This window comes from Actinosynnema sp. NPDC049800, assembly GCF_040656635.1.
Classification (GTDB): Bacteria; Actinomycetota; Actinomycetes; order Mycobacteriales; family Pseudonocardiaceae; genus Actinosynnema.
In genome coordinates, this window is record NZ_JBFAMT010000007.1 from 36903 (window position 1) to 59383 (window position 22481).

The 22481-nt window shown below is 73.0% G+C and carries 17 protein-coding genes; 6 read left to right on the forward strand and 11 right to left on the reverse strand.

The annotated features are described in order from the left end of the window. Positions 1-26: 26 nt before the first annotated feature. Positions 27-1049, reverse strand: coding sequence for a 2,3-diaminopropionate biosynthesis protein SbnB (sbnB, locus tag AB0I91_RS11220; RefSeq protein ID WP_499636576.1), 1023 nt, complete (start codon positions 1047-1049; stop codon positions 27-29). Between the two features lie 261 nt (positions 1050-1310). On the opposite strand from sbnB, the gene AB0I91_RS11225 reads away from it, so the two are divergent. The 3 genes from AB0I91_RS11225 (at position 1311) to AB0I91_RS11235 (ending at position 5979) form a co-directional block, all read left to right on the forward strand. After that, entirely contained in the window at positions 1311-2903 is a 1593-nt protein-coding gene (locus AB0I91_RS11225) for a tryptophan halogenase family protein (RefSeq protein ID WP_498776004.1), read from the forward strand. 179 nt (positions 2904-3082) lie between these two features. Next, positions 3083-5368 (forward strand): RCC1 domain-containing protein, encoded by a 2286-nt coding sequence (locus AB0I91_RS11230; protein WP_499636578.1) that lies wholly within the window; start codon positions 3083-3085, stop codon positions 5366-5368. Between the two features lie 38 nt (positions 5369-5406). Next, on the forward strand, positions 5407-5979 hold the full coding sequence (locus AB0I91_RS11235; protein ID WP_499612674.1) for a P-loop NTPase family protein: 573 nt from the start codon (positions 5407-5409) through the stop codon (positions 5977-5979). On the opposite strand, the gene AB0I91_RS11240 is transcribed toward AB0I91_RS11235, so the two are convergent. From AB0I91_RS11240 to AB0I91_RS11275, 8 genes are all read right to left on the reverse strand, one after another. Then, positions 5921-7108: an acyl-CoA dehydrogenase family protein gene (locus AB0I91_RS11240; RefSeq protein ID WP_498775997.1), complete on the reverse strand. Its 1188-nt coding sequence runs from the start codon at positions 7106-7108 to the stop codon at positions 5921-5923. The two genes, AB0I91_RS11235 and AB0I91_RS11240, sit on opposite strands and share 59 nt — an antisense overlap. Continuing rightward, a complete protein-coding gene (locus tag AB0I91_RS11245; RefSeq protein ID WP_499636580.1) occupies positions 7105-8322 on the reverse strand; it encodes a hypothetical protein in 1218 nt (405 codons plus the stop codon). The genes AB0I91_RS11240 and AB0I91_RS11245 overlap by 4 nt, the downstream gene beginning before the upstream one ends. Next, entirely contained in the window at positions 8319-9149 is an 831-nt protein-coding gene (locus tag AB0I91_RS11250; protein WP_498775993.1) for a hypothetical protein, read from the reverse strand. Before AB0I91_RS11250 ends, AB0I91_RS11245 begins: the two co-directional genes overlap by 4 nt. Positions 9150-9151: 2 nt before the next feature. Then, a complete protein-coding gene (locus tag AB0I91_RS11255; protein ID WP_498775991.1) occupies positions 9152-9424 on the reverse strand; it encodes an acyl carrier protein in 273 nt (90 codons plus the stop codon). After that, positions 9421-10722 (reverse strand): type III PLP-dependent enzyme, encoded by a 1302-nt coding sequence (locus AB0I91_RS11260; RefSeq protein ID WP_498775989.1) that lies wholly within the window; start codon positions 10720-10722, stop codon positions 9421-9423. Before AB0I91_RS11260 ends, AB0I91_RS11255 begins: the two co-directional genes overlap by 4 nt. Further along, entirely contained in the window at positions 10719-12077 is a 1359-nt protein-coding gene (locus AB0I91_RS11265; RefSeq protein ID WP_499636582.1) for a preATP grasp domain-containing protein, read from the reverse strand. Before AB0I91_RS11265 ends, AB0I91_RS11260 begins: the two co-directional genes overlap by 4 nt. A 1-nt stretch (position 12078) precedes the next feature. Then, positions 12079-13005, reverse strand: a complete 927-nt coding sequence (locus tag AB0I91_RS11270; protein ID WP_498775983.1) for a 3-oxoacyl-[acyl-carrier-protein] synthase III C-terminal domain-containing protein — start codon at positions 13003-13005, stop codon at positions 12079-12081. A gap of 223 nt (positions 13006-13228) precedes the next feature. Next, positions 13229-14263: a LysR family transcriptional regulator gene (locus AB0I91_RS11275; protein WP_498775981.1), complete on the reverse strand. Its 1035-nt coding sequence runs from the start codon at positions 14261-14263 to the stop codon at positions 13229-13231. A 357-nt stretch (positions 14264-14620) separates the two neighbouring features. Here AB0I91_RS11275 and AB0I91_RS11280 point away from each other — a divergent pair, with 357 nt between their 5' ends. Both AB0I91_RS11280 and AB0I91_RS11285 read left to right on the forward strand, forming a co-directional pair. Beyond that, a complete protein-coding gene (locus tag AB0I91_RS11280) occupies positions 14621-15427 on the forward strand; it encodes an ABC transporter ATP-binding protein (protein ID WP_498775979.1) in 807 nt (268 codons plus the stop codon). Continuing rightward, entirely contained in the window at positions 15427-17865 is a 2439-nt protein-coding gene (locus tag AB0I91_RS11285) for an FtsX-like permease family protein (RefSeq protein WP_499636584.1), read from the forward strand. Before AB0I91_RS11280 ends, AB0I91_RS11285 begins: the two co-directional genes overlap by 1 nt. 4 nt (positions 17866-17869) lie before the next feature. On the opposite strand, the gene AB0I91_RS11290 is transcribed toward AB0I91_RS11285, so the two are convergent. Continuing rightward, on the reverse strand, positions 17870-18856 hold the full coding sequence (locus AB0I91_RS11290) for a Gfo/Idh/MocA family protein (RefSeq protein ID WP_498775975.1): 987 nt from the start codon (positions 18854-18856) through the stop codon (positions 17870-17872). Between the two features lie 154 nt (positions 18857-19010). On the opposite strand from AB0I91_RS11290, the gene AB0I91_RS11295 reads away from it, so the two are divergent. Then, entirely contained in the window at positions 19011-21761 is a 2751-nt protein-coding gene (locus AB0I91_RS11295; RefSeq protein ID WP_499636586.1) for a hypothetical protein, read from the forward strand. 21 nt (positions 21762-21782) lie between these two features. Here the strand turns inward: AB0I91_RS11295 and AB0I91_RS11300 are convergent, their stop codons facing one another. Next, entirely contained in the window at positions 21783-22481 is a 699-nt protein-coding gene (locus AB0I91_RS11300) for a 2-hydroxychromene-2-carboxylate isomerase (RefSeq protein ID WP_499612688.1), read from the reverse strand.

The window sequence follows — 22481 nt, forward strand, 5'->3', positions numbered from 1 at the left end:
CTAGGCGAAGTGCACGGTCAGGCGGCTCAGCGCTTGCCGTAGCGGTCGAGGTCGAAGAAGAAGTCCGGGACCACGGCCAGCGCGCCCGCCCGCGACACCTCGTCGTAGACGTGCTTGCCGACCGCCAGGTCCAGCACGCCCAGGCCGAACGGGGAGAACACCAGCGGCCGGTCCGCCGGTGGCGTCACCGCGCCGGTCATGACGTCGTGCAACGTGCCGGACAGGAAGTCGCGGTTGCCGGTGAGCTGCTCGGCCAGGTGCGGCGAGGTGTTCGCCTTCAGGCAGTGCTCCACGTCGTCCACCACGTTGGTGGACGCGAGGATCACCTCCGGCGACAGGTCGCGCAGCGACACGTGCAGCACCAGCGGGTTGTGGTCGAACCACGTCGGGTCGGTGACGTGCGGCGTGCCCGCGACGGTGGCGAACACGACCAGGTCGCTCGACCGGATCAGGCTCTCCGCGCTGTCGTGGACCTCGACGGCGCCGTCGCCCGCGCCCTCGGCGTACTCGCGGAAGCCGTTCGCGGAGTCGGCGCTCAGGTCGTGCACGCCGACCTCGTCGAAGCTCCACCCGGTGGCGGTCAGGTAGGTGTGGATGTAGCGGGCGATCAGGCCGGTGCCGACGAACCCGACCCTGGTGGGCCTGCTCCGGTGCCGGCTGAGCCGGTCCGCGGCCAGCGCGGCGGACGCGGCGGTGCGCACCGCGCTGACGATGGAGCTCTCCAGGCACGCGATCGGGTAGCCGGTCTCGCGGTCGTTGAGGATCAGCACCGCGGACGCGCGCGGCAGGCCCGCGGCGACGTTCGCGGGGAAGCTGGAGATCCACTTCACGCCGTGCACGCCGACGTCGCCGCCGATGGACGCGGGCAGTGCGATGATCCGCGACGAGGGGTCTTCGGGGAACCGCAGGAAATAGGACGGTGGATTGACCGTGTCACCTTCGCCGTGCCACCGGTAAGCCGCCTCGATGAGTTCGACAACGTGCTTCTCGCGCCCTCGCAATACCTCGTCCACTTGAGCGCCGGAAATCACCGCGAAGGCAGGTGCCACGTTACCGTCCCTTTCTCGTCCAGGCCTGATGAGCAGCGCCGACCCGTCCGGGCAGCGGTCACGACCACATACTCGCGAACACGGCTGACAACCCGCTGACACGTCACTGACGGCGTCGGGTATAGAAAATCCATAGCCATTCGGGTTCAGGCTGGTCCCGACCCGGATATCTCGGGCACTCGCCCTTCGAACACCGGCAGCACTGCGGCGAACGTCGGTTCCGCGGCCTTTGTCGTGATCATGACGGGAGGACAAACCTCGATGGCAGATCGTAGGATCAAGAAGGTCGTGGTGCTCGGTGGCGGCACCGCGGGCTGGATGGCCGCGTCGTACCTCGGCAAGGCCCTCGGGCCGGCCGTGACCATCACCGTGCTCGAAGCGCCCGCCATCCCGAAGATCGGCGTCGGCGAGGCCACGGTGCCGAACCTGCACAAGACGTTCTTCGACTTCCTCGGCATCGCCGAGGAGGACTGGATGCGCGAGTGCAACGCCAGCTTCAAGATGGGCATCAAGTTCACCAACTGGCGCACGCCGGGCGTCGGTGAGGCGAACGGTCGCCCGTACCAGGGCACGAGCGACCACTACTACCACCTGTTCGGCCTGCTGCCGAACCACGAGAACCAGCCGCTGTCGCACTACTGGGCGCACAAGAAGCTCACCGGCCAGACCGACGAGCCGTTCGACTACGCCTGCTACCGCGAGCCGCCGATCATGGACCAGAACCTCTCGCCGAGGTTCATGGACGGCACCAAGTGGACCAACTACGCGTGGCACTTCGACGCGAACCTGGTCGCCGACTTCCTGCGCCGCTTCGCGACCACCAAGCAGGGCGCGATCCACGTCCAGGACAAGATGGTCGAGGCGGTCATCGACCAGCGCGGCCACGTCTCGGCGCTCAAGACCGAGGGCGGGCGCACCCTCGAGGGCGACCTGTTCATCGACTGCTCCGGCTTCCGCGGCCTGCTCATCAACCAGGCGATGAAGGAGCCGTTCCTGGACATGAGCGACCACCTGCTCAACGACAGCGCGGTCGCCGCCCAGATCCCGCACGACGACGCCGTCGACGGTGTCGAGCCCTACACCGGCGCCATCGCGATGTCGTCCGGCTGGACGTGGAAGATCCCGATGCTGGGCCGCTTCGGCAGCGGCTACGTGTTCTCCAGCCGGTTCCAGTCGCGTGACGAGGCGACGCTCGAGTTCTGCAACATGTGGGGACTCGACCCGGAGAACACCCCGCTGAACCAGGTCAAGTTCCGCGTCGGCCGCAACCGCCGGGCGTGGGTCAAGAACGTGGTCTCGATCGGCCTGGCGTCGTGCTTCCTGGAACCGCTGGAGTCGACCGGCATCTACTTCATCTACGCGGCGCTGTTCCAGCTGGCGAAGCACTTCCCGGACAAGGACTTCGACTCGATCCTGCAGGACCGCTTCAACGCGGAGATCGAGACGATGTTCGACGACTCCCGCGACTTCGTGCAGGGCCACTTCAGCTTCGCGCCCCGCAACGACACGCCGTTCTGGCAGGCGTGCAAGGACTTGGAGCTGGCGGACGACTTCAAGGAGAAGGTCCGCATGTACAAGGCCGGTCTCGCGGTCAACATGCCGATCACCGACGAGTCGACCTACTACGCCAACTTCGAGGCGGAGTTCCGCAACTTCTGGAACAACTCCAACTACTACTGCATCTTCGCCGGGCTCGAGTACCTGCCCGACCACACGCTGCCCGCGCTGGCCGCGCGGCCCGACGTGCTCGACTCGGCCGAGGCGGTGTTCGCGCAGATCAAGCAGACGCAGAAGGAACTGATGAGCACGCTGCCCACCACGTACGAGTACCTCAAGCAGCTGCACGGCAAGTAGGACTTCCCACCCCCCGGGAAAAGACGAGCCCACCGGTCCCCCGACCCGGTGGGCTCGTCGCCGTGCGCGCCCGCGCGAACGCACCGTTCGGCCCACATCACCACCTGTCAGCCGACTTGTGCGTGCTCGACCCGGGTTCCTACGCTCTGCCGACCATCGTGGTTCTTCGGGGGGAAGTCGTGATCAGACCGGTTCTCGCGGTGCTCGCCGTCCTGCTGCCGTCGGCGGCGCACGCGGTCGCCCTGCCCACCGGCGCGGTGGCGGAGCCGGCCGCGGCCTCCGCGCCCGCGTTGTCGAGGTACACCGCCGTCGCGCCGGTCCGGGTGCTCGACACCCGCGCGGGCGTCGGGGCGCCGGCCGGTCGGGTCGGCGCGGGCGGGACCGTGACGGTGGACCTGTCCGACCGGGTGCCGGCCACGGCGACCGCCGTCCTGCTCAACGTGACCGGGTTCGCCGCCGCCGCGGCGACCACCGTCACCGCCCACCAGGCCGGCTCGGCCCGTCCGGGCGCCGCGGCCGTGAGCCTGCACGCCGGGGAGAACAAGGCCGGCTCGGTCACCGTCCAGCTGGGGCCCGACCGCAGGGTCGACCTGCGCGCCGACGCGGGCGCCCTGGACCTCGTCGCCGACCTGACCGGCTACTACGCCACCGGCGGCGGCGCCAAGTACCGCCCCACGGCGTCGGCGGAGCTGTTCGACATCGCGGTCGGCGCGGCGGCCACGAGGACCGTCGACGTCTCGTCCCGCGTGCCGGCGGGCGTGACCGCGGTGGCCGTCGCCCTCACCGCCGGGCAGGCGACCGCGCCGACCTCGGTCACCGCGTGGCGGGCGGGCTCCGCGCGGCCGGGCACGTCGGTCGTGACCGTGGCGGCCCGGCGCACCGTGTCCAACCTGGCCGTCGTGGCGGTCGGCGCGGACCGCAGGATCGACTTGTTCAACGAGGCGGGCACGATCCGCGTGATCGGCCAGCTCGTGGGCTACTACGGCGCCGACGCCGCCGGGGAGTTCGTCCCGGTCACGCCGCGCCGCCTGTTCGACACGACCACCGGCCAAGGCGTGCGGGACGGCGCCGCCGGAGCGCTGGCCGCGGGCCGGTACCTCTCGTCGGAGGTGATCGCGACGCTGCCGGTCACCGGCGTGGTGTTCAACCTGACCGCCACCCAGGGCACCGGCACGGCGCGGATCAGCATGTCCCAGAACGTGGGCGGCGCCACGACGCGCACCCTCTACGCGGACGCCGCGCGGACCGCGACGACGCAGGTGTTCGGCGAGCTCGACACCTGGCAGCGGCTCGGCATGGTGAACCGGGGCGAGTCCGGCGCCGTCCACCTGCTCGGTGACGTCACCGGGTACTTCACGGACACCTGCGTGGGCAACGCCGGCTGCGTGTTCGTGTGGGGCGCGGGCGTGAACGGCCAGTTCGGCGACGGCACGAGCGGCTACCGCTCCCTGCCGGGTGCGATCCCCGGCTTCGGCGACGTCGTCGCCGTCGCGGGCGGCGCCTCGGAGAACATGGCGCTGCGCGCGGACGGCACCGTGTGGGTGTGGGGTCACAGCGAGGCGGTGCCGGGCCTGCTCGCGGATCGGCCCCAGCGGATGAGCGGGCTGTCCGGGATCACCGCGATCGCGGCCGGTCGCGGCAACGGGCTGGCGCTGGGGTCGGACGGCACCGTGTGGTCGTGGGGGCGCACCGCCTACGGCCAGCTCGGTGACGGCGTCGACCACGAGGTGGACTACCTGACCACCCCGGTCCGGGTCGCGGGGCTGACGGGCGTGGTCGCCATCGCCTCCGGCTACAACAACGGCTACGCCGTCAAGTCCGACGGCACCGTGTGGTCGTGGGGCGACAACACCTGGGGCAGGCTGGGTCACGGCGTGCTGTGCGACAAGGCCGTGCCGGGCACGTGCCAGTCCAACGTGCCGGTGCGGGTCGTCGGCATGACCGACGCGGTCGCCGTGGCCGACGAGGGCTTCGCGCTCAAGGCGGACGGCACGGCGTGGACGTGGGGCACCAACCACTTCGGCCTGCTGGGCAACGGCTCGACGGACACCGCGCCGAGCCCGGTGGCCGTCCAGGTGCCGGGGCTGACCGACGTCGTGGAGGTCAAGGGTGGCGTCGACAACCGCTACGCCCTCAAGGCCGACGGGACCGTCTTCGCGTGGGGCAGCAACGCGCACGGGCAGATCGGCAACGGCTCGACGAGCACCGAGCACGTCCGCTCGCCGGTGGCGGTGTCCGGGCTGACCGGCGCGGTGGCCATCGCGCTGGGCGAGGCGCACAACGGCTACGCGCTCACCTCGGACGGCTCGCTGTGGGCGTGGGGCGACAACCTGAACTACCAGCTGGGTCGGGGCGAACCGCGCACGTCGAACGTGCCGCTGCGGGTGGACCGGGTGAGCGGGATCGGCGTCACCCGGATCTCCGGGTACGCGTACGGGCTGCTCGCCCTGGTGCCGGCGGGCTGACCACCCGTCGCCGGCCGTTCCCTGGGAGGCTGGGGGGCATGACCGTGCGGCGGATCGTGGTGCTCGGCGTGAGCGGGGCGGGCAAGTCGACGTTGGCGCGCGAGGTGGCCCGCGTGGTCGACGCCCCGCACGTCGAGCTGGACGCGATCCAGCACGGCCCGGACTGGACGACGCCGCCGGACGACGAGTTCCGGGAGCGGCTGGCGGCGGCCACCGCGGGGCCCGCCTGGGTGGTCGACGGCAACCTCGCCGCCCTGACCGCCGACGTGCTGTGGCACCGGGCCGACCTGATCGTGTGGTTGGACCTGCCGCTGTGGGTCGCCTTGCCGCGGTTGGTGCGCCGCAGCACGGCCCGGATCGTGCGCCGGACCGTGCTGTGGAACGGCAACCGGGAACGGCCGGGTTTCCTGGTCGGCCGGAACTCGGTGCTCGTCTGGGCGGTGCGGGCCCGCCGCCGGCACCTCGCCGAGTACCCCGGCCGGTTGGCGCGGGCCGGGGTGCCGTGGGTCCGGCTGCGGTCCGCGGCCGGGGTGGCGCGGTGGCTGGCCGGGTTCAGCGCGGTGAGCCGACGCCCACCCGGAACGGGTCGTCCCGGTCCAGCTTCCCGGTGAACAGGCCCTGGAACAGGTTCAGCTTCTGCATGTTCGACGTGCCCTCGATGAACTCCAGGCCGCGCGCGTCGCGGACCAGCTTGTCCAGCTGCGGGTGGTCGAAGCGCGCGCCGACGCCGAAGAACTCGCAGGCCGCGCGGGTGGCGTCGAGCGCGAGCTGCGACGCGCGGGCCTTGGCCGCCGACGCGAGGTAGCCGTCGGACGTCCGGGCGTCGACCGCGCGGGCGGCCAGGTGCACGAGCGCGCGGGCCGCCGTGATCCGGCGGCCCAGCTCGTCGAGCCGGTCGCGCTCGTCGCGGCGCAGCGTCGTGCGGTGCTCGGCCACGTACTCGTGCGCCGCCCGCGCGATGCCGAGCGCGATCGCCGCCACGCCCGGCCGGAGCAGGTTGAACGTCTGCACGAACGCCCACATGCCGCGCCGTGACGGCGAGAGGTGCCGTCCGACGAAGCGGGACGCGGGCACGTGCACGTCGTCCAGCGTGATCGCGCTGATCCGCGCGCCGCGCAGGCCGATGGTCTCCAGCGCGGTCGCCGAGAACCCGGGCGTCGGCGTCTCCACCAGGACCGCGTTGATGCCGAGCGGGCCGGAGCCGACGCGCGCGAACACGACCCCGAGCTGCGCCCGGCAGGCGTTGCCGACGTACCGCTTCTCGCCGGAGAGCACGCCACCCCCGTCGACCGGGGTCAACGTCGACGTCAACCCGCCCGCGTCGGACCCGCGGTCCGGCTCGGTGAGCGCGAAGAACGTCCACAGCGGCTCGGCGAGCATCCGGCCGTAGAACCACTCCTTCTGCTCGGCGTCGGCGAGCAGGTCGACCAGCACGCCGGCCAGCAGCGGGCCGGGCGAGGCGACCAGCATGCCGACGTCCGCGCAGGCCAGCTCCTCCATGATGATCGCGCGTTCGAGGGCGAGCGTGCCGTAGAACCGGTTGCCCGCGATGGGGATGGGGACGTTCCCGTACTCCGGCGGGATGCCCATGGTCGACAGGTAGCGGACCGCCGGGAGGTCGAAGTGGGCGCGGATGAGCTCCGGATCGCGGTCCAACGCGAGCCCGAGGCGGCGGAAGTCCGCCCCCCACTCGCGCACCTGGTCGCGCAACGCAACGAGCCGCGCGTCCAACGCGCTCACGACTCGACACCCACGGACCGCACGCCACCGACGCCGCCGATGCCACGGGCACCGCCCGCACCCGCCGGCGCGCCACCCGCCCCACCCGCGCCAACGGATCCCGCACCGCCGAAACCGGCCGGAACGCCGTTGCCGGCGCCGATCGAGCCGTCGATCCCATGGGCCGCAGATCCCGCACCGGCCAACCCGTCCGCGACACCATCGGCGCCACCGACCGGGCCACCCGCGCCAACCGCGCCGGTTCCCGCATCAACCGAACCGGCCGCGGCACCGTCGCCGGCACCGGTCGAGCCGTCTGCGGCACGCGCGGCGGGGGCGGCGTTCGCCGTGCGCGCGGCCGACGCGTCGTCGTGCGTGGCGCGCGCGGCCGGGGCCGGGGCCGGTGTGGGCCTGGGCGTGGTGCGCGCGGCCGACGGGGTGTGGTCGTGCGAGTCCGATGCGGGGTCGGTGGTCGGGGCGGGCACGTAGGCCTCCGCCAGCAGCTCCGACAGGTGCGCCACCTGACCCGGGCCGCCGACCAGGTACCCGCTCGCGCCGAGCAGGTTCACCAGCCACCGGTCCGCCGCGGTGATCCTGGCGTGCAGGTGGGCCAGGATCACGCCGGGCAGCTCGCCCGCGTCCACGCCCGTCAGGACCGCGCGCACCTCCAGGTGCTCGATCAGCCCGTCGGCGACGGTCGACTTCACCATCTGCTGCTGGAGCAGCGTGGTGTTGCCGGTGCGCCTCCCGTTCAGGTAGCGCATGCACGTCTCGCGCAACGCCTCCGACAGCCCCAGCCTCAGCCACACCAGGCCCAGCGCCCAGGCGGCTCGCTGGTCTGACGTGCCGGGGTCGGACGTGCCGGGGTCGGTCTCGGGGTCCGCTGCTCTCAACCGAGGATCGAGAACACCGTTTCCGTACATTTTCGGGCCATCTTCACCCGATCGTGTACCCGCCATCCGCAGCAGCACCACCGCCCCGCCTGGCAGGTCGATCGTATCCACAGTGGACTCGTCCAGTCCAACCCGGTCCACCAGGACACCGTCCGCCCACACCCGGTCCGCCGACGCCGCGACCTCCTGCGACACGACCGCGTGCCCACCCGGGCCGCACGGCAGCGAACCCGGCGCCACGAGCGAACCCAGCACCGTCAACGCGGGCGCCAGCCCCTCCTCCCGCGCCACCAGGTGGCAGCGCGACAGCACAGCGGCGCCCCACCGCACGGACGTCGTCACCGGACCTCCCCCACCGCGGCCAGACCCAGGTCACCGGTCACCGGGTCGTGCTCGACGAGCACCACCCGGCCGAGCGAACCGGCCAACCCCTCCCACAACGACGTGCACGGGTACCCGGCCGCCGCGGACCGCACCGTCCCGCCGCGCCGCACCAGCTCCGGGTCGATCCCGGCGCCCGCGACCACGGCCACCCGCTCGTCCGGACCCACCACCGACGCCAGCCCGGCGGCCAGGGCGTCCGGCAGGTCGGCGACCGCGACCCCGGGCGTGTGCACCAGCGACAACGGCGCACCGCCGGGCTCCAGCAGCAACGCCACCCCGGCGTCACCCGCGGGCCGGTCGTGCGCGCCCACGTCGTAGGGCAACGTCGCCTGGTCGGCGATCACCACCAGCACCCGCGAGAAACCGTGCCGCGCCGCGTAGTCCGACGCGATCCGCAGCGCCGCGAACGGCGCGCACCGGCCCACGTCGGACACCGAGAACGACAACGGCGCGCCGGGCACCGCCTCGGCCAGGTACGTCGCCGCGGCCAGCCGGCAGTCGAGGTCCGGCGTGGCGTGGGCGACGATCGCCAGCTCCACCGGTCCCAACGGCTCCAGCCCGGCGTGCAGCGACCGGGTCAGCGCGGTGAACGTCGTGCCCGGCGAGGCGAGCACGTCCGGCCGCACGGCGACCCCGTAGAGGGACGTGAGGTCGGTGAAGTGGCGCAACGAGAACTCGTCGTCCAGCGAGCGGTCGGGGGCGACGCGGGTCCGCACGACCCGCGAGAGCCCCAGCGCCCGCACGCCCGACGACCGCGTCAACGTCGGCGCGGAGGTCCGGTACACGGCTAGCGGTCCATTTCCGCGGCGACGAAGTCGGCCAGCGACCGGACCGTCTCGAAGTGCGCCATCTCGAGGTTGTCGGTGTCGAACTCGACCTCCAGCGCCTCCTCCAGCTGCATCAGCAGCTCGAAGACGCCGGTCGAGTCGAGGCCGAGCTCGTCGAACAGCCGGGACTGCTCGGTCAGCTCCGGCAGCTCGTAGTCCAGCACCTGGGCCAGGACGGCGGTGATGGCGCCGACGATCCGCTCGTGGGTGGCGACGGTGGTGGATTCGCTCATGATGCGGTTCCTTCGGTGAGAGCCGTGGCGGCGGCGAGGTCGGGGAGGTGTTGGTGGCGCAGGAGGTCCTCGGTCTCGTCACGGGTGCGCACCAGGTGCGCGCGCCCGCCGTGGACGAGCACTTCCGCCGGGTAGCCGTGGCTGAGGAACAGCACCGGCGAGGCGGTCGGGCCGTACGCGCCGGAGCGCAGCACGCCGACGAGGTCGCCGGGCCGCACGGGCGGCAGCTCGACCTTCTTGCCGAGGGTGTCGTTGGGCGTGCACAGCGGTCCGGTGACGTGCCAGCTCTCGGTGGCGGGCTCGTCGACCCGGTTGAGCACCCGCATGGGGAAGTTCCGCTTGACGAACGACCCGATGCCCACCGCCGCCATGTGGTGGTTCGTGCCGCCGTCGGCGACCGCGAACTTCTCCCCCATCGACTCCTTCACGTATCTGACGCGCACGACGTACGTGCCGGACGTGGCGGTGAGGTAGCGGCCGAGCTCCATCACCAGCCGCGTGCCGGGGTGCCGGTCGGCGAACGCGTCGACGACGGGGTTGACGCGGGCGGCGAGCAGGCCGAGGTCGAGGTCGCGCTCGCCGTCGAAGTAGGCCACGCCGAGGCCGCCGCCGATGTCGACCAGCTCCAGCGGCATGCCGAGGTGCCCGGCCAGCCGGTCGGCCAGCTCGAAGATCCGCTCGGTGTTCTCGGCGACCGCCTCCTCGGACAGGATGCGGGTGCCCATGTAGACCTGCACGCCCATGAAGCGGACGTTCGGGTGCCGTGCCACGAGGTCGTCGGAGGCGAACAGCTGCGACTCGTCGATGCCGAACTGGCGCGGCTTGCCGCCCATGGTCAGGCCGGAGCCCTTGACCGAGAAGCTGGGGTTGACCCGCAGCGCGACCGGTGCGCGCACCCCGCGCAGGGCGGCGAACTCCTCGATCAGCGCCAGCTCGCCGAACGACTCGCACACGATCGCGTAGACGCCCTCGTCCAGGCAGGCGGCCAGCTCGTCGGCGCTCTTGCCCGGTCCGAGGAAGATGATGTCGGCCGGGTCGACGCCGGCGCGGCGCGCGGTGACCAGCTCGGCCATCGACGACACCTCGGCCCGCGCGCCCCGGGAGTGCAGCACGGACAGCACGCCGATGTTGGGGTTCGACTTGAGGGAGAAGAAGAACTCCAGCCGCGGGTGCAGCAGCTCCTTCAGCCCGTCGACCCGGGACTCCAGCTCCTCGCCGTCGTACAGGTACAGCGGTGTGCCGTACCGCTCGGCGATCTCGGTGATGCCGATGCCCTGCACCTCGAACTCAGCGCTCACGGTCGCGCCTCCAATCGGGCGGTGATGTCGTCGTCCACGCGTCGCAGCTCCTCGTCCGACGACGCGACGAGCAGGCCGTAGAGCCGCCCGTCGAACGCCGAGTCGGCGCGGTGACCCGCGTTGACCGTGGCGAAGTTGTTGACCAGCAGGCCGGTGCCGCCGGCCCGGTCGAGCAGCAGGCCGCGCAGCAGCTCGCGGACCTCGGCGAACGGGAGCCTGCGGCGCAGCCGCACGGGGTAGTGCCGCGCCAGCGCGAGCTGCCCGGGGCCGACGAACCGCTCCTGCACGCGTGCCTGGTAGGTGGACATGTTGTGGCGGGCGTTGATCTCGACGACGGGGTAGAGGCCGTCGTCGGGGTCGACCATGGCGTCCACGCCGACCACGCCGAAGTAGCCGTCCGCGGCGAGCTTCTTGCCCAGCCGGTGCGCGGTCTCGGTGAGCTCGGCGACCTGGCCCGCGGCCAGCCGCGCGGGCATCCGGTGTCCTTTGTGGACACCGCCTTCGGTGTGCAGCTCCTTGACGAAGTCGAACCGCACGTCGCCGCCGCGGGCCACGGTGAACTGGTAGTTGAGGTCGGCGCGCTTGGCGACCCACTCCTCGACCACGAACCCCAGCCGCGGCCGGCCGGTCTTCTCCACCTGCTTGGCGACCATCCCGAGCAGGCGGTCCATGCGGCGTTCGCTCTCCAGCACCGCGATGCCCTTGCCGGAGACGCCCAGCGCCTCCTTCACCACGACCTTGCGGCCGTCCGCGACCAGCTCGCGGGCCCGCCCGAACGCCTCGCGCAGCTCGTCCACGGTCTCGCAGGCCCACCCGGCGGGTTGGCGCAGGCCCAGCTCGTCGGCCGCACGCCGGCTGTAGACCTTGCTGTTGACCGCTTTGCACGTGACGGCGTCCGGCGCGGCCAACGCCATGCCGGTGCGCTCGGCCAGCTCGGCTTCGAGGTCGGACACGCCGTGCGCGGTCAGCCGGACGCCACGCCGGGCCAGGCCGGCCAACGCCTCGACGGTGGCCGGGTCGGCGAGGGCGTCGGCGGTGACCGTGCGGCGGGGGTCGGAGTCCGCGACGACGTGCACGGTGGGCAGGTCGATGCCCAGCTCGGTCAGGTAGGCCAGGTAGACGGGGTCGGGGGCGGCCTTGAGCACGACGTGGTCGTCGCCGCCGGCCAGCAGGAGCGCGAACTCGTCCATGTGGTTGACCACGGCCGCGCCGCTCTCGGCCGACAGCCGGGGCAACGTGTGCTCGCCGAGCGCCCACCGCTGTTCGACCTCGAAGTTGCCGAGGAACGCGAGCGAGGCGTCCGGCGTGCCGAGCAGCGCCGTCTTGAGCCTGCGGGTGAAGTCCGGTTCGTCCATGTCAGTGCTCCAGGACCATCGCGGCGAAGGTCTGACCGAGGCCGGCGGCCGTCATCAGGTACTTGTCGCCGGGCTTGAGCAGGCCGAGCTCCGTCACCGTCTGGTAGTTGATGAACGGGTCGGCGCAGAAGCAGTGGCCGGTGGCGCCGAGGTTGTCCAGGAAGAACCGGTCGTTGGGCAGGCCGAGGTTCTTCGCCGCGACCGTCCACGACACGCGGTTGACGTTGTGGGGCAGCACCAGGTCGATGTCGGCGACGCCGATGCCCGCCTCCTCGGTGGCCGCGCCGACGACCTCGGCCAGCGCGTCCTGGTAGATGCGACGGGCGTCCTTGGCGATCTCCGGGGTCAGGTCGATCACGCCGTCGTCGCGGCCGTGGATGCGGCTGGCGTAGCCGCGCACGTGGTCGCGGTCGCCGTCGGCGGCCACCAGGATCGCGGCCATGCCCTCGCCCATGATCGACGTGTCGCGGACCCACTGGGTGAACGGGGTGAACGTCTTGTCGCCGGCCAGGATCAGCGCCAGCGCGTCGGGGTCGCCGTCGGCGGCGAGCAGCGTGCCGGCGACGTCCATGGCGAGCAGGCCGGTGGCGCAGCCGTGGTCGGCGACCGAGAGGGTCTGCGCGTGCCGCAGGTTCAACGCCTCGCGGACCTCGTGCACCGGGCTGACCGGGTAGGGCGCGGTGGTGCGCATGCCCTTGGCGCGGATGAGGTAGCGGACCCGGTCCTCCTGGCCGCGCAGCCCGTCCAGCTTCTCGGCCGCCGCGATCAGCAGCTGCGCCTCGGAAAGGTCCGACTTGCAGATCCGGTCGAGGCCGTAGAGGCGGGTGAACCGGCGCACCTGCTGGTCGTCGAGGCCGAGCGGCTCCTTGAGGTCCGCGACGGCCACCGTCTCCGGCAGGTGACTCGAGACCGCCACCAACGCCGTCATGTGCGTCCTCCTCGCTCGCCCTGGTCCGTTGCCGGCTCAAGGTTCGCAAGGCCCACTGACACCGTGCTGACACTCCGCTGACCGCGTGTCGAACGTTCAGAACGCGCGTGTCCTACGTCCGGGACACCCGAGTTGAACGCTCAGCACACGCGACCGTTCTGAGCGTTCAACTCGGGGTGCGGGAACGTAGGACACGCGCGTTGCGGGTGCGGGACACGCGGGGTCAGGTGGCGGCGGTGCGGGAGGGTGGGGACGGGTGGTGGTCGCCGGTCGAGTCGCGCGGCCACCAGCGGGTCGGGCGGGGCAGGAACGCGGCCAGTTCCGGGAAGTCGGTCGGCCGCTCGGTCATCCAGTTCCAGTAGCGCGGGATCGTGCGGGCGTAGTCGCAGTAGTACCGGCGCAACGCGTCGATCAGCTGCCGCAACGTGTTCGGGTGGATCGAGCCGGGCCGCCACACGAGCAGCAGCCTGCTGCGCAACGGCTCCGTCATCGCCACCAGGCTCACGTCCGACGTGGACCCGGTCGGCGTGGCCAGCGCCGCCGCCCCCGCGTCACGCACCCAGCTCATCGCCTCGGCGTGCCCGCCCGCGTAGTGCATGACCTCCGGCGTGGGGTGGTCGAGCTTGCGGAACAGGTGCTCCTCGACGACGTGGAACCAGTGCCCCGGCACGTGGTGCACCCAGCTCAACGACAGCATGTGCCTTCGGCTCACCGTAGTCCTGCGCGCGAGCGCGTGGTCGCGCGGCAGCGCCAGCCAGATCGGCTCGCGCACGATGATCTCCTTGGCCAGCGCGGGATCCAGGTCCCGCACCCCGTCCACCGCCTCTGGGCTGGGCACGAGCGCCGCGGTGAGCTCGCCCCGGCTGACCGCGTCCACCCCCAGGGCCGGGTCCAGCGTCACCGTCTGCACCTCGACCGACGGCAGCGACGACTGCAACGCCCGCCGCAGCGTCACCGGGGTCCATTCGGCGTTGCCGATGCGGAGAATTCCGGACGACAGCGAGGACGCCTCCGCGACCACCGCGTCGGCCCGGGTGGCGAGATCGGCCAGCATCGGGATTAAACGCTCCCCCAGGGGCGTCGGAGTAATCCCGAAGGCCGAACGCACGAACAGATCGCCGCCAACCGCCTTCTCGATCCGTCTCAATTGGGCGGTGAGGCTCGGTTGGGGCAGGGACAGCTTCGCCGCGGCCTTCGAGATGCTGCCGGCCTCGGCAAGGGTGGTGACCACCCTGGCATGACGTATCTCTAAGTGCATGCATCCAACCCCTTCGCGTCGTTACTCGGGGTCCACCAACTCCGGCGGGTTCGGGGATTTCCCGGACCCACCTCGTTCGTGCCGGGCGGCCGTTCCAACCTACCCCACGGGCCATCCCGAGCGGAGGAGTTCACGCAACAGCCCACTATTCGTTGAGTTCTCAACAGAAATTATGGAAAGCGTCGCTACGATCCCGGCACGTACCTACTCAAAAGTCGGTCACGCCTTGTCTCCGCAACGATGCGGGGACGGGCCCCACCTGCCGGCCCCACGGGCGACGCGGGGGACAGCACCAGTGCCACCCGCGTGATCACGTCCGTATGGTCTGCGGCGCGTGCACACACCGATAGGTCCCACATGGGGAGCAAGAACGTGAATCTATCTCCGATTCAAGGCGTGGATGACGTCGTCCGACTGCATTCCGTCCGCAAGGTTTACGGCAATGAGCGGAACGGCGTAGTGGCCCTTGACGGAGTCACGCTCGGCATCGCGCGCGGCACCTTCACCGCGGTGATGGGCCCTTCCGGCTCCGGCAAGAGCACCGCGCTGCACTGCGCCGCCGGCCTCGACCGGCCGACGTCGGGCTCCGTGCTGCTCGACGGCCGGGAGATCACCGGCCTGGGCGAGCGCGAGCTGACCCGGTTGCGCCGCGAGCGCGTCGGCTTCGTCTTCCAGTCCTTCAACCTGCTGCCCGCGCTGTCCGTGGTGGAGAACGTCCAGCTGCCGCTGCGCCTGGCGGGCCGCCGCCCGAAGCGCTCCCGGGTGGACGACGTCATCGCCCGCGTCGGGCTCGCCGACCGCCGAGGGCACCGCCCCGGCGAGCTGTCCGGCGGTCAGCAGCAGCGGGTGGCCATCGCCCGCGCGCTCGTCACCGAACCCGCGGTGATCTTCGGCGACGAGCCGACCGGCGCGCTCGACACCCGCACCGCGCTCGAAGTCCTCGCCCTGCTGCGGCAGACCGTGCGCGACGGCGGCCAGACCGTGGTGATCGTGACGCACGACCCGGTGGCCGCCGCGCACGCCGACCGCGTCGTCTTCCTCGCCGACGGCCGGATCGCGGGCGAGCTCACGTCGCCGACCGCGCACGCCGTCAGCGCGCGCATGACCCAGCTGGGCGCGTGGGCCGACGAGCCCGCCGGCGACCTGGCCAACGGGGTGCGCTGATGCTGCGCCTCGCGTTGCGCACGCTGCGCCACCGCATCGGCGGGTTCACCGCCTCGTTCATCGCGCTGTTCATGGGCGCGGCGATCGTGATGGCGTGCGGCGGGCTGATGGAGACCGGCATCCGCAACGACGTCCCGGCGCAACGGCTCGCGGCGGCGCCGCTGGTCGTCACCGGCGATCCGTCGTACCTGGAGCGCTCCCCGATCGACGCCTCGCTGGCCGCGAAGGCGGCGGCCGTGGACGGTGTGGCCGAGGTCGTGGCCGACGTGGCGTTCCCGGTGGTCCTGCCCGGTGGCGAGGAGGCGACCGGCCACACGTGGTCCGGCGCACGCCTCGCGCCGTACGCGGTGGAGCAGGGCCGCGCCCCGCAAGGACCCGACGAGGTCGTGGTGGACGCGAACTCCGGCGTCGGCCTCGGCGGCACGGTCGCGTTGCGGATCGGCTCGGAGAGCGTCGACTACCGGGTGGTCGGCGTCGCCAGGGCGGCCGTCGAGGCCAAGGCCGTGTTCTTCACCGACGACGAGGCACGGCGCCGGTACGCGAAACCCGGCCAGGCCGACCTGCTCGGCGTGCTGCTCGAACCGGGCGCGACGGCGGACGGCGTGCGCGAGGGCCTGGCGGCCGCGGTCGCCGCCCGGGACGTGGTCGTGCTCGCGGGCGACGAACGCGGGCTCGCCGAGTTCTCCGACAGCCGGGGCGGCGGCGAGACGATCATCACGGTGTCCGCGGTCTTCGGCGGCCTGGCGATCATGGTCGCGATGTTCGTGGTGGCGGGCACGCTCGGCCTGTCCGTGCAGCAGCGGCACCGCGAGATGGCGCTGCTGCGGGCGATCGGCACCACGCCGGGCCAGCTGCGCCGGCTGGTGCTCGGCGAGACGGCGTTCGTGGCGGTGCTGGCGACCGCGCTGGGCTGGCCGGTGAGCGCGTACCTCGGCGAGTGGCTGCTGACGCAGCTGGCCGGCGCGGGCGTCGCGCCGCGGGCGATGGCGTACCGCCAGGGCTGGGTGCCCGTGGTGGCCGGCGTCGGCATCTCGTTGCTCAGCGCCACGATCGCGGCGTTCATCGCCGGACGGGCCGCGGCGGTGGCCCGGCCGACCGAGGCGTTGACGGCGGCCGGCCTGCAGACGCGCTGGTTCAGCGTGCCCCGCCTGGTGTTCGCGCTGCTGTGCCTGGGCGGCGGCACGGCGTTGAGCATCATCACCGCGGTGGTCATGTCCGGGCCGGTGGCGGCGAGCACGGCCGGTCCCACCGCGATGCTGTGGGCGTCGGGCATCGCGCTGCTCTCCCCCGCCGCGGCGAAGGTGCTGATCGCGGTCCTGCACTGGCCGGTGCGGGCCTTGTCCGGCATGTCCGGGTACCTCGCGGTGCTCAACGCCGGCGCCCGGCGGGTGCGCGTGGCCAGCGCCATCACGCCGGTCATGCTGGCCACGGGTCTGGCGACCGCGTTGCTCTACCTCCAGACCACGCAGGCGGGCGCGGCGACGGACGCGTTCGCGGCGAGCCTGCGCGCGGACGCCGTGGTGACCGGCTCGACCGGCGGCGTGCCGCTGGACGTGGTGGACGAGGTGCGCGCGCTGCCGGGCGTCGAGGCGGCGTCGGCCGTGGTCGACACCGAGGCGTTCTTCCCCGACCACGAGGACGGCGACGACGAGATCACCGTGCTGGGCGTGACGCCGAGCGGTGTCACGCGGACCATGGACGTCGACGTCACCGCCGGGTCGTTGGACGACCTGCGCGGCGACTCGGTCGCGCTGCCGACCGGCTGGGCGGAGGACCTCGGCGTCGCGGTCGGCGACCCGGTCCGGATGAAGCTCGGCGACGGCGCGGTGGTCGACCTGGAGGTCGCGGCCGTGCACACGGGCTCGTTCGACGCGGCGTTGCTGCCCGCGGAGCTGGTCGTCGCGCACACCACCGGCGGCTCGGCGTCGCAGGTGCTGGTCAAGGGGCCCGAGTCGGCGCTGGCGCCGTTGACCGAGCGCCACCCGGACCTGCGGGTCGCGGGCCGCGAGGAGGCGGTGGCGGCGGGCGGCGGTGGCGAGCAGACCGGCGCGTGGGTGAACTACCTGCTGGTCGGCATGATCCTGGCGTACACGGTGATCTCGCTGGTGAACACCCTGGTGATCGCGACCGGTGAACGGCGGCGCGAGTTCGCGCTGCAACGGCTCATCGGCGCCACGCACGGGCAGATCCTGCGGATGGTCGGCGTCGAGTCGGTGGTGATCGCGCTGGGCGGCATCATCCTGGGCGGGATCGTGTCCCTGGTGACGCTCGTGCCGTTCGCCATCGCGTTGAACGGCTCGTTCTGGCCGGAGGGTCCGATCGCGATCTACCTGGTCGTGGTGGGCGGGGCGACGGGGCTGACGCTGCTGTCGACCGTGCTGTCCACGGCGTACGTGCTGCGGACCCCTCCCGTGCAAGCCGCGGCGTCGGTGGACTGACGGGTCACGGCCGGCGCCGGAGGTCCACCTCGGCGCCGGTCGCGGCCGACCGCACGAGCGCCTGCCCCACCCGGGCGGTGCGCGCGGAGTGCGCGGGCGACACCAGCGGCGTGACCCGCTCCCGCACCGCCTCGGCGAACGCGGCGGCCTGGTGCTCGTAGGCGTCGGACGCGGGCACCACCTCGTCGCGCACGCCGTCGAGCGTGACGACCGTGATCAGCCCTTCCTCGTCGGGACGGGTCCACGCGTTGCGCACGGAGATCGAGCCGCGGGCGCCCTGGAACTCGTAGGCGGCGCGCGGGCCGTACTCGAGGCTGTAGTCCAGCACGGCCCAGCGGCCGTCGCCGAAGTCGAGCGTGGCCACCGCGCTCAGGTCGACCTCCCGCGAGTGGAACCGGGCCCGCACCGCGCGCGGCTCGGCGTCGAACGCCCACAGCGGCACGTCGAACGCGTAGCAGCCGACGTCCCACGTCGCGCCGCCGCCCAGCGCCGGGTCGAACCGGATGTTGCCCTCGACCGCGGTCGGGTACGCGAACGCCGACCGCACCACCCGCAGCTCGCCGATCTCGCCCGAGGCCAGCAGTTCCGCCGCACGCCGCTGCTGCGGGTGGAAGCGGTACATGTACGCCTCCATGACCACGAGGTCGGCGGCGGCGCGCTCGACGCGCACGCAGTCCTCTTCGGACAGCGCCATCGGCTTCTCGACCAGCACGTGCTTGCCCGCGTCGAGCGAGCGCAACGTCCACGGCACGTGCAGGGTGTTGGGCAGCGCGATGTACACGGCGTCGACGTCGGGGTCGGCCAGCAGCTCGTCGTACCCGTCGTGCACGCGGGCACCGAAGGGCCGCGCCACCTCCTCCGCCGCCGCCCGCCGCCCCGCCCGGCCGGCCACCGCCACCACGGCGTTGCCCGCCGCCCGGTGGATCGCGGGCAGCACCCGACCGGCGATGTGGGCGGTGGCCCCGAGGACACCCCAGCGCAGCGGCTTCACACCGCCGGAGCTTAATCGCTTCACCTCCCCGGCCGGCGGCCGAGGCCGTCGGCAGGCCACGCCGTGCGGGCACGTCCGTTCCCGGCGGTATCCGCACTGGTGCGTACCTCCTCCTGTCCAGTGGGCGGACCATCGGACGTGGACGACCGCGGGGGTGGAAGTGACGGGCCGGGCGGAGTACGACGCGTTCATCAGCTACAGCCACGCGCGTGACGGACGGGCGGGCCCCGCGCTGCGCGCCGGGCTCCAACGCCTGGCGAAGCCGTGGTACCGGCCGCGCGCGATGCGGGTGTTCCTGGACAACGCGAGCCTGTCGGCCGACCCGGACCTGTGGGGTTCGATCGAGCGGGCGCTGGCTTCCTCGCGGTGGCTGGTGCTGATGGCCTCGGTGCAGGCCGCGCGGTCGGTGTGGGTGGCCCGCGAGGTCGAGTGGTGGCTGGCCAACCGGTCCGCCGACCGCATCCTGCTGGTGCTGACCGACGGCGAACTGGACCCCGACCACGAGCGGACGGCGCTGCCGCCCCCGCTGCGGACCGCGATGGCCACCGAGCCGCGGTGGGTGGACCTGCGGTGGTTGCACGACACCGAGCACGTCGACCAGACCGACGCCCGCTTCCGCGACTGCGTCGCCGACGTCGCCGCGACCGTGCGCGGGGTGCCGAAGGACGAGCTGGTCGGCGAGGACATCCGGCGGCACCGCACGACCCTGCGGCTGGCGCGCGGCGCGGTGGTGGCGCTGGCGCTGCTCACGGTGCTGGCGGTGGTCGGCGCGGTGCTGGCAATCGTGCAGCGGGACAACGCCCGCGCCGAGGCGCGGATCGCGACCGCGCGAGGCCTGGCGTCCGCCGCCCTGGCCAACGTCGACACCCGGCTCGACCTGGCGCACCTGCTCGCGGTGGAGGCCTACCGGACCGACCCGCAGCCGGTGACCAGGTCGGTGCTGTTCCAGGTGCTGACCGCGAGCCCGCACCTGGAGCGCTACCTGCACGTGGGGTCGCGGGTCACGTCGGTCGCGGCGTCGCGCGACGGCCGCGTCGCCGTGGCGGGCACCGCGACCGGTCGCGTGGTGCGGTGGGACCTCGTCGGCGGCGCCAGGACCGAGATCGGGCTCGACCGCCCGGTGGTCGACCTCTCGGTCGACGCCGAGGGCGACGCGGTGGCCGTGCTCGCCGAGGGGCGCGCGTTGCGCTGGGACGGCCGCGACGCCGTCACCGAGGTCGGGGTGCCGGCGGAGCACAACCGCGGCAGCGCGGCGATCTCCCCGTCCGGCGAGGTCGTCGCCTTCCTCTCCCACCGCCTCGAACCGGGCGACACCCGCGACGACGAGGCCCGGCTGGTCGTGCACGACCGGCGCACCGGGCGGTCCGCCGAGTCCTCGACGTCGAACTGGCCGGAGAAGGTGGCGCTGCGGTCCGAGGACGAGCTCGCGGTGCTCGCCGCCACCGAGTGGCAGCTGCGCTCGGTGGACGACCTGGCCGTGCGGCGGTCCGTCCCGGTGTCCGTGCTGCCCGCCGACGGCGGGCACGCCGTGGGGTACTCCCCCGACGGAGGCCACTTCGGCTGGTCGCGGGCAGGCGAGACCTGGCTGTGGCGCACCGAGGGGGTCGCGACGGCGGACTACGACACGGCGGACGTCCGGCTGCCGATCGGCGAGCCCGACCCCGAGTCGCTCGCCGTCAGCGCGGACGGCGGCCGGATCGCGGTCGGCCACACCGGTGTCCTGCAGGTGCTGGACACCTCCGGCGCGGACCAGGGCAGGCGGTGGCGGCTGCCGGGCAACAACAGCCGGGCCGACGCGCTCGCGTTCGTCGGCGACTCCGACCACCTGGTGTCCGGCACCGACGACGCCCTCGTCCTGTGGGACCTGACCCGCAACACCCGCGTCGGCGAGCCCTTGCACGGCGACCTGCCCATCACCTGCCGGGCCTGCCGCGCGCCGTGGCTGGTGACGGCGCCGGACCGGATCGCCCTGGTCGCGCAGCAGCAAGTCCTGGTGGGTGCCGGCGACGGCGCCTTCGCCGGGTTCGAGGACGGGAGGGTGGACGACTACGGCGCCGTGCCGGTGTGGAGCGCCGACGGCGCCCGACTGTTCGTGCTGTCGACGCCGAGCGGGACCGTGGACGTCTACGACCGCGACGGCGCCGAGTTGCTCGACCAGTGGCCCGCCGTCCCCGGTCTGGAGGACCTCATGGCCGCCCGCGCCTCGGCCGACGGCGCCCGGCTGGTGCTGGTCGACCAGGACGGTCGGGTGCACGTGCTCGACAGCTCCACGGGAGAGGTGCGGGACGTGATCGAGACCGGCGTCGACACCTCGCTGCTCAACCGGCCCGTGCAGGCCGACCGCGCCTCGGTCAGCGCCGACGGCGGGCAGGTGGCGGTGTCGGGGGCGGCCGGTGTGGTGCTGGTCGACGTCGCCGCGGGCACGACGCGGGAGCTGGCCGGCGGTCCCGCCGCCTCGGTCCACCACACCGGCGCGCACCTGCTGGTGGAGCGGGCGACCGCGGTCGAGGTGTGGGACCGCGACGGCGCGGCGGTGATCCGCTCGGTCCCGTCCACCGGGCGGTGGGCGCCCGGCCTGGCCGCCACCCACGACGGTCGGGTGGCCGCCCGCGTCCGCGCCGACCACGTGCTGGTGCTGACCGACCTGGGCTCGGGCGAGCCCTTGGGCACGATCCCGCTCCCCCACCCCTCCCAGGGGGTGTCGCGGTTGACGGCGGTGGCGCCGGGCACCGACGCGAGTCACCTGCTCACCGCCGAACCCGAGGGCGAGCTGACCCGCTGGCACCTCACCGAGCAGGAGTGGGTGCGCGCCGCGTGCGCCTCGGCCGGCCGCGACCTGAGCACCGACGAGTGGCGGCGCTACGTGGGCACCGAGCCGCCGGACGTGCTCACCTGCCGGCGCTGACGCGCACCGACCGCGCCGCCGTCAGCCGCAGCCGCCCGCGTGCCCCTCGTCGGAGGAGCGGCCGAGGCCGACCGCGCTGGAGGACGCGGGCAGAGCCGCCGCCGGCGCGAGCTTCGACCGCACGTGCGCGACGAAGTCGGGCAACCGGTCGACGCCCCAGAACCGGGTGAACCGGTGCACGAAGAACGGCACGCCGAACGCGCCGTCCCGGCACATGTCCACCAGCAGCTCGACCCCGCGCGCCCGCAGCTCCGGGTCCTCGCTCGCGCCCGACACCTCGGCGGGGTCCAGCCCCAGCTCCGCGGCGATCGAGGCGACCGTCTCGCGGGAGCAGATGTCACGCCCCTGCTCCCACCGCGCCCGGTACGCCGCGGCGATGTACTGCGGCCCGAGCCCTTCGCGCAACGCCACCAGGTACCCCAGGTGCGGGATCTCCCACACCGGGTCGCGGTCCACCGGCCACGTCAGCTCCAGCCCGCGCGCCGCGGCGAGCCTGGCCACGTCCTGGAGGATGTAGAAGTGCTTGGCGCGGGACATCGCCGCGTACGGGAAGTGCTCGCCGCGTTCGGCCAACGCGCGCTCGTTGCGCTCGTCGGGCTCCCAGAACGGCCGCCACTCGATCGCGTCCGCCACGTCCCGGTACTCGCGCAGCAGGTCGTGGTAGGCCAGCCAGGAGTACGGGCTGCGCAGCGAGAAGTAGAACCGGGGCTCGCGCGCCAC

Excerpts from the sequence above, each read along its gene's own strand:
- AB0I91_RS11225 (WP_498776004.1), top strand. The coding sequence starts at position 1,311 with ATGGCAGATCGTAGGATCAAGAAGGTCGTGGTGCTCGGTGGCGGCACC.
- AB0I91_RS11235 (WP_499612674.1), top strand. The coding sequence starts at position 5,407 with ATGACCGTGCGGCGGATCGTGGTGCTCGGCGTGAGCGGGGCGGGCAAG.
- AB0I91_RS11255 (WP_498775991.1), bottom strand. The coding sequence starts at position 9,424 with ATGAGCGAATCCACCACCGTCGCCACCCACGAGCGGATCGTCGGCGCC.
- AB0I91_RS11265 (WP_499636582.1), bottom strand. The coding sequence starts at position 12,077 with ATGGACGAACCGGACTTCACCCGCAGGCTCAAGACGGCGCTGCTCGGC.
- AB0I91_RS11270 (WP_498775983.1), bottom strand. The coding sequence starts at position 13,005 with ATGACGGCGTTGGTGGCGGTCTCGAGTCACCTGCCGGAGACGGTGGCC.
- AB0I91_RS11275 (WP_498775981.1), bottom strand. The coding sequence starts at position 14,263 with ATGCACTTAGAGATACGTCATGCCAGGGTGGTCACCACCCTTGCCGAG.
- AB0I91_RS11280 (WP_498775979.1), top strand. The coding sequence starts at position 14,621 with ATGGGGAGCAAGAACGTGAATCTATCTCCGATTCAAGGCGTGGATGAC.
- AB0I91_RS11285 (WP_499636584.1), top strand. The coding sequence starts at position 15,427 with ATGCTGCGCCTCGCGTTGCGCACGCTGCGCCACCGCATCGGCGGGTTC.